The sequence below is a fragment of the Mesorhizobium sp. M2A.F.Ca.ET.067.02.1.1 genome (assembly GCF_004023285.1).
In the GTDB taxonomy this organism is placed as follows: Bacteria; Pseudomonadota; Alphaproteobacteria; order Rhizobiales; family Rhizobiaceae; genus Mesorhizobium.
Window position 1 is genome coordinate 1 of the sequence record NZ_RZSB01000117.1, and the last position, 11,235, is coordinate 11,235.

The 11,235-nt window shown below is 63.8% G+C and carries 13 protein-coding genes; 3 read left to right on the forward strand and 10 right to left on the reverse strand.

The features are described 5' to 3' along the window. Positions 1 to 254 precede the first annotated feature (254 nt). The 7 genes from EOA28_RS11585 to EOA28_RS11615 are packed head-to-tail and all read right to left on the reverse strand — an operon-like array spanning position 255 to position 6,843. On the reverse strand, positions 255 to 842 hold the full coding sequence (locus tag EOA28_RS11585) for an NAD(P)H-dependent oxidoreductase (protein ID WP_126082146.1): 588 nt from the start codon (positions 840 to 842) through the stop codon (positions 255 to 257). After that, a complete protein-coding gene (locus tag EOA28_RS11590; protein ID WP_189342016.1) occupies positions 842 to 1,423 on the reverse strand; it encodes an NAD(P)H-dependent oxidoreductase in 582 nt (193 codons plus the stop codon). The genes EOA28_RS11585 and EOA28_RS11590 overlap by 1 nt, the downstream gene beginning before the upstream one ends. After that, entirely contained in the window at positions 1,423 to 2,820 is a 1,398-nt protein-coding gene (locus tag EOA28_RS11595) for an FAD-binding oxidoreductase (RefSeq protein WP_126083762.1), read from the reverse strand. Before EOA28_RS11595 ends, EOA28_RS11590 begins: the two co-directional genes overlap by 1 nt. 2 nt (positions 2,821 to 2,822) lie before the next feature. Then, positions 2,823 to 4,121 (reverse strand): cytosine deaminase, encoded by a 1,299-nt coding sequence (locus EOA28_RS11600; RefSeq protein ID WP_128314902.1) that lies wholly within the window; start codon positions 4,119 to 4,121, stop codon positions 2,823 to 2,825. A 42-nt stretch (positions 4,122 to 4,163) separates the two neighbouring features. Further along, entirely contained in the window at positions 4,164 to 5,015 is an 852-nt protein-coding gene (locus EOA28_RS11605; RefSeq protein ID WP_127252827.1) for an ABC transporter permease, read from the reverse strand. Further along, positions 5,002 to 5,823: an ABC transporter ATP-binding protein gene (locus tag EOA28_RS11610; RefSeq protein ID WP_127252826.1), complete on the reverse strand. Its 822-nt coding sequence runs from the start codon at positions 5,821 to 5,823 to the stop codon at positions 5,002 to 5,004. The genes EOA28_RS11605 and EOA28_RS11610 overlap by 14 nt, the downstream gene beginning before the upstream one ends. Before the next feature lie 15 nt (positions 5,824 to 5,838). Next, on the reverse strand, positions 5,839 to 6,843 hold the full coding sequence (locus EOA28_RS11615) for an ABC transporter substrate-binding protein (protein WP_127252825.1): 1,005 nt from the start codon (positions 6,841 to 6,843) through the stop codon (positions 5,839 to 5,841). A gap of 252 nt (positions 6,844 to 7,095) precedes the next feature. Here EOA28_RS11615 and EOA28_RS11620 point away from each other — a divergent pair, with 252 nt between their 5' ends. Together EOA28_RS11620 and EOA28_RS11625 are read left to right on the forward strand one after the other, a co-directional pair. Next, positions 7,096 to 7,479, forward strand: a complete 384-nt coding sequence (locus tag EOA28_RS11620) for a RidA family protein (protein WP_127252824.1) — start codon at positions 7,096 to 7,098, stop codon at positions 7,477 to 7,479. A 65-nt stretch (positions 7,480 to 7,544) separates the two neighbouring features. Then, a complete protein-coding gene (locus tag EOA28_RS11625; protein WP_127252823.1) occupies positions 7,545 to 8,342 on the forward strand; it encodes a creatininase family protein in 798 nt (265 codons plus the stop codon). Here the strand turns inward: EOA28_RS11625 and EOA28_RS11630 are convergent. Together EOA28_RS11630 and cobD are read right to left on the reverse strand one after the other, a co-directional pair. Continuing rightward, positions 8,339 to 8,863: a tyrosine phosphatase family protein gene (locus tag EOA28_RS11630; protein ID WP_127252822.1), complete on the reverse strand. Its 525-nt coding sequence runs from the start codon at positions 8,861 to 8,863 to the stop codon at positions 8,339 to 8,341. The two genes, EOA28_RS11625 and EOA28_RS11630, sit on opposite strands and share 4 nt — an antisense overlap. Then, entirely contained in the window at positions 8,860 to 9,915 is a 1,056-nt protein-coding gene (cobD, locus tag EOA28_RS11635; RefSeq protein ID WP_128314903.1) for a threonine-phosphate decarboxylase CobD, read from the reverse strand. The genes EOA28_RS11630 and cobD overlap by 4 nt, the downstream gene beginning before the upstream one ends. Between cobD and cbiB the strand changes: the two genes are divergently transcribed. Continuing rightward, positions 9,914 to 10,921, forward strand: coding sequence for an adenosylcobinamide-phosphate synthase CbiB (cbiB, locus tag EOA28_RS11640; protein WP_128314904.1), 1,008 nt, complete (start codon positions 9,914 to 9,916; stop codon positions 10,919 to 10,921). The two genes, cobD and cbiB, sit on opposite strands and share 2 nt — an antisense overlap. Positions 10,922 to 10,970: 49 nt before the next feature. Here cbiB and EOA28_RS11645 read toward each other — a convergent pair. After that, on the reverse strand, positions 10,971 to 11,235 hold a 265-nt coding region (locus EOA28_RS11645; protein ID WP_348633429.1), incomplete at its 5' end, for a cob(I)yrinic acid a,c-diamide adenosyltransferase.

The following is an 11,235-nucleotide window of genomic DNA, read 5'->3' on the forward strand; positions in this document are numbered from 1 at the left end:
CACGAACTCTCGCTTCCGATCCATCATGGACACCTCGTAAAACGGCATTCCATCCCTCCCGATCCAAGGATCGGGAAGTGTCCACGATGTCTCCGAACGCCTGTCCACCATCTCCCCAGTCTGTACAGTTCTACGGGGAGAAGGTGCCCGAAGGGAGGATGAGGGGCAGCGCCACGCCTTTTTAAGTTCGCGCCGCCCCTCATCTGCCTGCCGGCATCTTCTCCCCGTAGAACGGGGAGAAGGACGCTAATCGCTCAAAACCTCTCCAGCCTCGCCCTCACCTTCCCCAGAAACGCCGCCCGGCTCTTCGGCGTCGACGAATCCATCAGATAATGCGCCAGGAAGAACGTCTTGCAGCGCGTGGCGCAGAGCGCCCGCATGCCGCGCAGGATCGTCTTGCGGCCGGGCTGGCCGACGACGACGCTCCACCAGGTCGGCGCGCCGCAGGTGGTGATGACGCCGACCTTGGTGACATGCCGCATCAGCGACGTGATCCGCCCCTTGCCGGCCGGCAGCTTGAAGGCGATGTCCGTCGCCCAGACACGGTCGAACCAGCCCTTCAGCATCGCCGGCAGGCCATACCACCAGGTCGGATAGATGAAGAGGATCGCTTCTGCCCACATAAGAAGATCGAAGTGCGGCTTGAGCGCCGGATCTTCCGGCGCCCGGTCATTGTAGAAGCGTCGCTCCTCGCAGCTCATCACCGGATCGAAATTCTCGGCATAGAGGTCGAGCAGCCGCACGTCCCAACCCTTCGTCTTCAGCACCTCGACGGCGGTGTCGCGGATCGCCGCGCAGTAGCTTTCGGGAACCGGATGGCAATAGACCACCAGCACGCGCATCAGAATTGATCCATGCTGGCCGCGACCTTTGCCATGAACGCGTTGCGCGTCTCGTCGGTCGAAAGGTTCATCGAATAATGCGCGAGATAGGAGACTGGAGCGCCGGGCAGAATCGTGGCCCGCAGCATGCGCTTGACGATCTTGCGCGGCGGGTCGCCCATCAGCATGGCGCGAAAGCGGCTGCCGCCATAGGTGGTCACGGCGGCGAGCTTGCGGATGTTGTGCAGCGTCGGCCGTACCTTGCCATCGACCAGCTTGAACGACACGCCTGGCAGGAAGACGCGGTCGAAAAAACCTTTCAGGATCGCCGGATAGCCGTAATTCCAGACCGGGAAGGACAGCACCAGCGCCTCGGCATTTTGCAATCTTTCGATGTAGCCGGCGACTGCGTCTGCAGGACTGCGCTGGTCGTGATAGCCAAGCCGCTCAGTCCGCGTCAGCCGCGGATCGAAATCCTCCGCATAGAGATCGCAATCGTCGACCACGTGGCCAGCCGCCGCGAGCCGCTCGACGATCGTCCGGTGCAGGCCGGCATTGAAGCTGGTCTCCACCGGATGGGCGTAGAGCACGAGGATGTTCATCAGCCCGCCTCTTGCAGGCCCTTGAACAGGAAGGGCTTGCCCGAGCGGTAGTCGTAGGCGGGGTTTTCCCAGGCGATCATCTTGCCGGGATTGAGCAGTCCTTGCGGATCGGTCTCGCGCTTGAAGGCAAGCTGCACATCATCCGTACGCTTCATGCCGCCCTCTTCCAGCGTGTAGCGGTGCGGGTTGAAGATCCAGCAGCCATTGTCCTCGTGGACGCGGATGATCTCGTTGAGCCGCTCTTCCGTGGTGTAGCGCACCAGCGGCAGGCCGGCCGCGCCAATCGCGCCGTCGAAGCGGATGAACTCCAGATGCGCCGGCACCTCGTCGCCGAAGCGCTCGACCATCGCCTTGACATGGGCGAGATGATCTGGCGACGGATAGCGCGCCTGCAGGTAGGTGATCGTCGGATCGACCCGGATCGCCCGTAGCGTCGTGTGGTTCCAGGTCAATTCATAGGCCGGCGGCAATCCTTTGAGATCGGCCTCCTGGTCGGCCCGAAACACGATCTCGCCCCTGGTGCTGCGGACAAAGGCGACAAAAGCGTCCATCGCGTGCGGCGCGATCATGCACACCACGATGCTCTGCTCGCGCCGGAAGAATTTCTGGTGCCGCTTGAAATAGTCGTAAGGAATGGGCGCGGCGATCGGCGTGATCAGCTTCGCCAATATCCCGTCCTGCACGGCGAGGTCGTTGCCGAAGCCGGCCGCCTCCATGAAATCGTCGAAGCCGACAATGACGTCGATCCAGTCGTAGGAAGCCGTCAGCGGCATCTCGACCTCGGTGATGATACCGTTGGTACCATAGGCATGCATGACCTTGAGCACCTCTTCGCCGGTGAGCTCCATGACGCGCGGCTCGGCTTCCATGGTCACCGTTCGCAGTCGGATGACATTGCCGAGGTCGCGCAACCCGCCCCAGCGGATCGAGCCGATGCCGCCTGAGCCGCCGGCGATAAAGCCGCCGATCGAGGCGGTGTTGTAGGTCGAGGGCGACATGCGCAGTTCCTGGCTGGAATGCGCCCGCGTCGCCTTGTCGATCTCGGCCAGAACGGCGCCAGGCCCGGTCACCACGCGTCCCGGCGCGATCGTCTTGATCGCGTTCATCTCGGCGAGGTTGAGCACCACGCCGCCCGACAGCGGCATCGCTTGCCCATAATTGCCGGTGCCGCTGCCGCGCGGCGTCACCGGGACACCGTGCCGGTGACATGCTGCGAGCACGCGGATCACCTCGTCCTCATTCTTCGGCGTGACGATGAGATCGCCTTTGACATGATCGAGCTGTGCCTTCAGCACCGGGCTGTACCAGTAGAAGTCGCGGCTCTTCTGCTGGACGATCGCCGGATGGTCGTCGATCTTGATCCCGTCGAGATCGCGCTTCAGCGCTGCGATATCCATCATCACACCATCAATTCGTCGAGTTCGGCATAATCGGGCAGCTGGCGTTCGATCGCCCTGCCGTCGCGCACCACGATGCGATCCGATTCGGGCCGCGACAGCAATTCGGTCCAGCTCCGTCCCTTGAAGACGATGAAATCGGCGCTGCCGCCGACGGCAAGCATCCCAGCGTCATCGAGCCGCATTACCTCCGCCGGCGTCGCCGCCACCGCCTTCGGCCAGTCGCCGACCGGATGGTCGAAATGCAGGATGCGCGTCGCCATGCGGTAGACTTCCAGCATGTCGAGATCGCCATAGGCGTAGAACGGATCGCGCGTGTTGTCGGACGCGACCGCAACCTTGATGCCGCGCGCCTTCATCTCGTGCAGCAGCGTCACCCCGCGCCAGCGCGGTGTCGTTTGGTTGTTGCGGCGGTCTTGCAGATAGAGGTTGCACAGCGGCAGCGACACCACGGCGATCCGCGCCTTCGCCACCTTATCCAGCGTATCAAGAACCTCGAGGTCCGACTGCCGCGCCAGCGAGCAGCAATGGCCGACCAGGATGTTGCCCTCGAAACCGTTCCAAAGCGACGCCTCGGCGATCTTCTTCAGCGAGATCGCCGCGACATCGTCGGTCTCGTCGGCATGGAAATCGAGGTCGAGCCCGTGCTTGATGGCTTCAGCGAAAACCTGGTCGAGCAGTTCTTCGAGGTCCGGCACCATATAGGTGACGACGCCGAGCACGCCCTTGGCCGCGGCGACGCGCTTGGCCAGCCGCTCGAACCAGACCTTGTCGCGCACGCCTTCGATGCCGAGCAGGCAGGCGGCCTGCAGGTCGATCCGCCCGCGCCATTTTTCGCGCATCGTCTCGAAAACCGGCCAGGAGATTTCCTCCTGCGGCGGCACGCTGTCGAGATGCGTGCGCACCGCCTTGGTGCCATGCGCGTAGGCCGAGCGCAGCGAGAAATCCATGCGCCGCGCGACGTCCCCGGCGCTCCAGCGCGCGGTCCGGTCGGCGCCTGTAGCGTTGAGCGCGCCCATGAAGGTGCCGTCGGGATTGGGCTTTCGCGGCCAGATATGGCCCTTGTCGATATGAGTGTGGCAATCGACGAAACACGGCAGCACGATGCGACCGGCAAGGTCGATTGCGTTGTCTGCTGCCTTCGACTTGGCTTGGGCGACAATGCTCGCGATCTTGCCATCCGCGACCACCAGATCGGCCAGGGCAAAACCGTCCGCGTCGAACGGTGCTGTAAGCCCGGGCGTCAGCGAACGGTGAACGCGGGCATTGGCAAGCTGGTAAGAACCAGAGGCAGGTATCAAGATCTGGCCCTCTTCGTGATTTCCTCTGCGGCGCCAACCACCCTAATGCTCCTGCTTGAGCGCGCTCTCGTGCCAGCGGCGCAGGATCAGATGCGACACCAGCGACAGCACCAGGAAGATCAGGATGCCGGTCAGCGAGATCAGGATCAGCGCCGCGAACAGGCGCGGCGCGTTGAGCCGGTAGCCAGCCTCGATGATGCGCGAGGCAAGCCCCGACGACTGCCCCTGCGCGCCGGCGACGAATTCGGCGACCACGGCGCCGATCAGCGACAGGCCGCCGGCAATCTTCAGCCCGCCGAGGAAATAGGGCATCGCCGCCGGCAGGCGCAAATAGCGCAATTGCTGCCAGCGCGTCGCGCCATTGAGCTTGAACAGGTCGCGTAAATTTCGGTCGACCGAGTTCAGCCCGAGCGTTGTGTTGGAGAGGATCGGGAAGAAGGCGACGATCCAGGCGCAGAGCAGCAGTTTGACGGTCTGGTTGTTCACATAGATGTTGATCAGCGGGAAGATGGCGACGATCGGCGTCACCTGCAGCACGATGGCGAAGGGGAAGAACGACATCTCCACCCATTTCGACTGTGCGAACAGCACCGCCAGCCCGACGCCGCCGATGACGGCGAGCAAAAGGCTGAGGAAAGTGATCCGGAGCGTCACCAGCAACGAGGAAAACAACAGGCCGGCGTCGCTATGCAGCGTCTGCAGCACCACGCCTGGCCGCGGCAGGATGTATTGCGGGATGTCGTTCCAGACGCAGATGCGATCCCACAGCCAGATCGCCAGCACCATGATCGCCAGCGGCAGCACCCATTTGCCAATGCGCTCAAGACGCTCCTGGCGGGCGCGGCGCGCCTCCTCAGGGTCGAGCTTCAATGCAGTATCTTCAATGGCCGTCATGGTGCGGTCCGGCGGTTGAGTTGATGGCGTCGACCAGCACGTCCGAGGCCTGCCGGCAAAGCGCGGCATAGTCGGGTGAGGTCCGGAACACCTCGTCGCGCGGATAGGGCGCGCTGATGGGGAGCTCACCGAAAATGCGGCCTGGCCGCGCCGCCATGACAACGACGCGGCTGGACAGGAACACGCTTTCGAAGACGCTGTGGGTGACGAAGACGACGGTGAAGCGCTCGTCCTGCCACAGCTCCAGAAGATCGTTGTTGAGCTTGAAGCGGGTGATCTCGTCCAGTGCCGCGAACGGTTCGTCCATCAGAAGGATGCGTGGCTTGGTCACCATGGCCCGCGCGATCGACACCCGCATCTTCATGCCGCCGGAAAGCTCGCGCGGCACGGCATTTTCGAAACCGGTGAGATGGACCCGCGCCAACATCTCCATCACCGCCGGCGCAGCCTTGGCCCGCAACACGCCCTTGAGCCGCAGCGGCAGCCAGACATTGTCAAAGACGCTCGCCCAAGGCAGCAGCGTCGGCTCCTGGAAGACGAAGCCGATGTTCGAGCGGTCGATCGAGCCGCGCCAGTCGAGCTGGCCGGAGGTCGGCGTCGATAGGCCTGCGATCAGCCTGAGCGCGGTCGACTTGCCGCAGCCGGACGGGCCGAGCAGGCTCAGGAAATCGCCTTCGCGGATCGCGAGATCCACCTTGCTCAGGGCCGTCACGCCATTGGAAAAGACCTTGCCGACATTGCGCAACGAAAGCAGCATCGGGACCTCACCCGATGCCGCCGGCGTCTCAGCCACTTTCTCCTGGATCATCTCAGGCAGGCCGCCTTACTTCTTCAGCTCCAGCCCAACGCCCTTGTTGATGAAAGCCAGCGTATAGGCCTTCTTGATGTCGATGCCCGGCTGCGCGACCTTGGCCTTGACCATCTTGTCGTAAAAACTCTGGATGCGCGCGTCGGTCATGGCGCCGATGCCGAGCTTTTCCGAATCGCCCGAATCGACGACGCCGAACTTCTTCAGCTGCTCGATCGAGAAGGCGATCTGCTCATCCGTCATGTCCGGATTGTCCTTCTTGATCATGTCGTTGGCGGCTTTGTTGTCGCCGTAGAGATAGTTGTACCAACCCTTGGCCGAGCCATCGACGAAGCACTGCACGACCTCCGGCCGCTTGTCGATCGTGTCCTGCATCACCTCGACCGTGGTAGCATAGGTTTCCCAGCCATAATCGGCGAGCAGGAACTGGTTCGGCACGAAGCCGCCCGCCTTCTGCACCGCAAAGGGCTCGGACGTGACATAGCCCTGCTGGATCGACTTCTTGTTGGCGATGAAGGGCGCCGGGTTGAAGGTGTAGGGCACGCGCTTCGCTGCATCGAAACCGAGCTCGGTCACCATCCACTGGAAGAAGGTCTGCGCGCCCTCGTCGCCGAGGATGTACTGGTCGGCGTTTTTGAGGTCTTCCCACTTGTCCAGCCCCTGCCCCGGCTGGGACATGATGACCTGTGGGTCTTTCTGGAAATCGGCGGCGACGACGCGCATCGGGATGCCCTGCTGCACAGCGTCGAAGGCCGACAGCAGATTGCCGCCCATGTAGAAATCGATCTTGCCGGCAAGCAGCATCGGCCGACCACTGACCTGCGGGCCGCCCTGCATGATGGTGACATCGAGGCCGCAGGCGGCGTAGGTGCCGTCGGCAACGGCCTGATAGTAGCCGCCATGCTCCGGCTCGGCCAGCCAGTTGGTGCCGAACGTTACCTTCTCGTTCGCGGCAGCAGCCAGCGTGCCCGCCACCAGCAAGGCGATCGAGCCCGCCAGGATCTTCCCATTTCCGATCATAAACTCACCCTCTCTTGGCCCGGGCGCGCAACGCGCTGAGCTCGACACCATGGATTCAAGAAGCAAGACACATGCCACCGCCTGGGCCGCCTGCTTGCGCGACAGTCATTGCCGAGACCGGACGGGTCATGCCGTACGCGAGGCATCGTGCCTATTTTTTGGACGCCTGTCCATAATCGCCCGGGAGGCATGCACCGCATCTTGAAGGTTTCATGAATCGAGCCTTAGTCTGCGGGCGCACAGGAGAATGCCATGCTGAAATACCTCGCCCCCAAGGCCATCAAGCCGCCCTTCGCCCGCTACAGCCACGGCGTTGCAATACCTGCCGGAAAACGGCTGGTGCTATGCTCCGGTCAGTTGGGCATCGGGGCTGACGACCATGTTCCCGAGGACGCCGGCGCGCAGGCTGAGCTCTGCTTCAAGAACATCGCTGCAATCTTGAGCGAAGCCGGGCTGACCTTGAACGACACCGTGCGCATCAACGCCTTCGTCACCGATCGTGCCCATCTGCAGCCCTATATGGATGTCCGCAACCGGCTCTTTTCCGATCCGGCGCCGGCCTCTACGCTGATGATCGTCTCCGGCTTCGCCCGCCCGGAATTCAAGGTCGAGGTCGAGGTTTTGGCGGCAGGATAGCGTTGCCCGTAGCCAATAAGCGCATTACACCGACCGGTGCGGACGGAGAGCAATCGGAGACTAAAGTGGCCAAAAGACGTGTGTGGTGGGGCGATTACCGGACGACCGAATACGCCTCGATCGACGCCGAGGCGACGATTGCCGTGCTGGCGGTGGCGGCGATCGAGCAGCATGGCCCTCACCTTCCGGTCTCGACCGACACCTCGATCATGGTCGGCATGCTGGAGACGGTAATCGCGCGGCTGCCCGACGATCTCGACATCCGCATCCTGCCGGTGCAGGCGGTCGGCAAGTCGAACGAGCACCTGCATGCGCCGGGAACGCTCACTCTGCCCGCCACCACTTTGGTCGACGCCTGGACCGAGCTTGGCCTGTCGGTCGCCCGCGCCGGGGTCAGAAAGCTGATCATCGTCAATTCGCATGGCGGCAATGAAGAGATCATGGGCATCATCTCGCGCGAATTGCGTGTGCGCGCCAAGATGCTGTCGGTGAAGACGAGTTGGCAGCGCTTCGGCCGCCCGGCCGGCATGTTTACCGAGCTCGAAGACCGTCACGGCATCCATGGCGGCGATGTCGAGACCTCGCTGATGCTGCATTTCCGGCCCGACCTCGTCGACATGAGCAAGGCCGACAATTTCGTCTCCTATGTCGCCCGCGCCGAACAGGAATTCGCCCTGCTGCGCCACACCGGAACGCACGCCTTCGCCTGGATCGCCAGCGACCTCAACCCCAACGGCGTGGTCGGCGATGCCTCGATCGCCACCGCCGAGAAGGGTCGGCTCACCGCCGAGCATCAGGCAGACGGGTTCATCAATCTGGTGAAAGACGTCCGTAAGGCAAAGCTTTCAGAATGGCTGTCCTAGCGGGGCGCTCTTCTACCCTCGATAGCGAGCTCGAAGGGTATCCCTTCGAAAGCATCGGCACCGCGTCCGATCGCCTCGATCGCCGCGATCATGCGGCCATCGCGCTGAAGCAGCATGTCGGCAACCGCGATTAGCCGTGGATTGGGCGTCGCTGTCGGCGACAGGAAGCGCAGCGTCTTCGCGAGTTCCCTCTCGTCACGCTGCGGCGCCAGAGCCGCCGCGATGATATAAGCCGAGGCGGTCGAGCGGCTGACGCCGGCATAGCAATGCACGACCAGCGGCTTTGCCCGATCCCAGCGATAGGCGAAATCCAGCAAGGCCCGCACATGCTCCTCGCCCGGCATCGTCATGCCTTCCTGCGCCACGGCGATGTCGTGCATGACGAGATGCAGATGGTTTTCCGCCAGGATCGAAGCCGGGCGCGCCACTTCCGTGCCCGCGGCAAGCAGTGACAGCAAGCGCTGCGCGCCGGTCCTTGCCACGGTCTCGTCGACCTTCGACAGCGAACAGACATGGATCATTGTCCGGACTCCTTCGGCGCATCCTTACGCCGTGCGGCCCAGGCGGCAAGCGCGCTTTCAAGGCGCTGCCATTCTGGTTCACTGCCCGGCAGACCGATGCGCAGGACCCCGGGACGCTCGGCGAAATGGCGGACCAGCACGCCCTGCTCGCCGAGTGCCGAGAAAAGGCTCGGGGCCTGGGCAAACGACAAATAGCGGAACAGGCTGGTGCCGCCGGCGACTGGAATATCGAAGCGGCCAAGCAGCACGTCGAGCCGCTCGGCTTCCTCTGCCAGGCGTTGCCGCATGGTGGCCTGCCATTTCGCATCCGACAGCGCGCGGATGCCATATTCGAGCGCCGGACCGGCCACGGCCCAAGGCCCCAGTTGCGCATCCAACCGCTTGGCCGTCAGCGCATCCGTCAGCGCGAAGCCGAGCCGAACACCCGCCAGGCCGAAGAACTTGCCGAACGAGCGCAGCACGACAATGCCGCCCTCCCCGGCATTGCCGGCCAGGCTATGCTCGACCGGGCCGACATCCATGAAGGCCTCGTCGACGACGAGCAGCCCACCCTTGGCGTGAAGACGCGCGGCAAGCTCCAGCAGCCGGGCCTTTTCGATCACCCGCCCGTCCGGATTGTTGGGGTTGACCAGCACAGCGAGGTCCGCCTCGGCCAGCGCGTCGAAATCGCTGACTTCCGCGACCGCATGGCCGGCAATAGCCGCGGCGCGGACGTGTTCGGCATAGGTCGGGCCGAGCACCAGCGCCTTGCCGGGCCGCAGCAGCGAAGCCACACGGGGCAGCAGAATCTGCGTGCCGGGCGCCGCCACCACATGCGCCGCCGATGGCGCGCCATAGGCCGCAGCCGCAATTTCGGCCAATTCGCGCAGTTGTGCTGCCTCCGGCAATCGGGTCTGGGCGGTGGCGGGCAATTCGAAAAGCGGATAGGAGTGCGGGTTGATACCTGTCGAGAGGTCCACGAAAGGTTGTGGCGCATGAGGAAAAAGCGCGCTTGCTCGGCCAAGGCTGCCACCATGATCAACCGCCGCGATCGCACCGCTTAGAAGCTTCATGTCTGTCCTGATCGCTTTCCTGTCACTCGCCGTCGAACGGGTCCTCGGCTATCCGGACTGGCTGTTCAACGCCATCGGCCATCCGGTCACCTGGATCGGCAGGCTGATATCCTTTCTCGATCGCCGGCTCAACCGCGCCACAGATTCCGACGAAATCCGTCGCCGCCGGGGTGTGCGGGCGTTGCTCATTATCTTGCTGGTGCCTGGCCTTATCGGGCTTGCGCTGCATGTCCTGCTCTGGCTGATCTTCCCGACGGGTCTGGTCATTGCAGCCGTTCTCGGTTCCGCGCTGCTGTCGCAGAAAAGCCTCGCCGAGCATGTCGAGGAGGTCGCGGATGCGCTGGAGACCGGCGGCCTGACTCTTGGCCGCATCGCCGTTTCGCGCATTGTCGGCCGCGACCCTGAAAAGTTGGACAAGGCGGGTGTCGCCCGCGCGGCGATCGAAAGCCTGGCCGAGAATTTCTCCGACGGCATCGTCGCGCCCGCCTTCTGGACCGGCGTCGGTGGTCTCGCTGGCGGCGCTGCTTACAAGGCCGCCAACACCGCTGATTCGATGATCGGCCACCGCACGCCGAAACACGAAGCCTTTGGCCGTGCGGCCGCCCGCTTCGACGATCTGATCAACCTGCCTGCATCGCGGCTGACCGGCCTGCTCATCGTGCTGGCGGCCTTCCTTGTCCCGGGCGCGGATCCCCGTAGCGCCTGGCAGGTCATGCGGCGCGATGCCAGGAAACACCGCTCGCCCAATGCCGGCTGGCCGGAGGCGGCGATGGCCGGCGCGCTGGGGCTGTCACTCGCCGGTCCGCGCAGCTATGGCGGCGAGGTCGTCGAGGACGCCTGCATGGGCGAAGGCGGCCGTCGCGAGGCCGAAAGCACCGATATCCGCCAGGCGCTGAAGCTCTATCGCATGGCGGACTGGCTGCTGCTTGGCCTGTTCGCGGTGCTGTCGGCGATCGTGATCTACCTGAGCATTTCGATCAGCGGCCAAGGCGCCAGCACACCTTAGAACTCGATCCCCTGCTGCGCTTTGACGCCCGCCGAGAAATGGTGCTTGGTCAGCCCCATTTCGGTGACGAGATCGGCCGCCTCGACGAGCAGCGGCTTGGCGTTGCGGCCGGTGACGATGACATGCAGATCGCCCCGACGCGCCTCAGGGCCACGACCACCTTTTCCAGGTCGAGATAATCGTAGCGTAGCGCGATGTTGAGCTCGTCGAGCACCACGAGGCTGATCGACGGGTCGGCCATGAGTTCGAGCGCCTTGGCCCAGGCGGCTTCGGCGGCGGCGATGTCGCGCTTCAAATCCTGCGTCTCCCAGGTG

What these genes read in the sequence shown, in the direction of transcription:
- EOA28_RS11585 (WP_126082146.1), bottom strand. Translation starts at nt 842, where the DNA reads ATGCGCGTGCTGGTGGTCTATTGCCATCCGGTTCCCGAAAGCTACTGC.
- EOA28_RS11590 (WP_189342016.1), bottom strand. Translation starts at nt 1,423, where the DNA reads ATGAACATCCTCGTGCTCTACGCCCATCCGGTGGAGACCAGCTTCAAT.
- EOA28_RS11595 (WP_126083762.1), bottom strand. Translation starts at nt 2,820, where the DNA reads ATGGATATCGCAGCGCTGAAGCGCGATCTCGACGGGATCAAGATCGAC.
- EOA28_RS11605 (WP_127252827.1), bottom strand. Translation starts at nt 5,015, where the DNA reads ATGACGGCCATTGAAGATACTGCATTGAAGCTCGACCCTGAGGAGGCG.
- EOA28_RS11610 (WP_127252826.1), bottom strand. Translation starts at nt 5,823, where the DNA reads ATGATCCAGGAGAAAGTGGCTGAGACGCCGGCGGCATCGGGTGAGGTC.
- EOA28_RS11615 (WP_127252825.1), bottom strand. Translation starts at nt 6,843, where the DNA reads ATGATCGGAAATGGGAAGATCCTGGCGGGCTCGATCGCCTTGCTGGTG.
- EOA28_RS11620 (WP_127252824.1), top strand. Translation starts at nt 7,096, where the DNA reads ATGCTGAAATACCTCGCCCCCAAGGCCATCAAGCCGCCCTTCGCCCGC.
- EOA28_RS11630 (WP_127252822.1), bottom strand. Translation starts at nt 8,863, where the DNA reads ATGATCCATGTCTGTTCGCTGTCGAAGGTCGACGAGACCGTGGCAAGG.
- cbiB (WP_128314904.1), top strand. Translation starts at nt 9,914, where the DNA reads ATGTCTGTCCTGATCGCTTTCCTGTCACTCGCCGTCGAACGGGTCCTC.
- cobD (WP_128314903.1), bottom strand. Translation starts at nt 9,915, where the DNA reads ATGAAGCTTCTAAGCGGTGCGATCGCGGCGGTTGATCATGGTGGCAGC.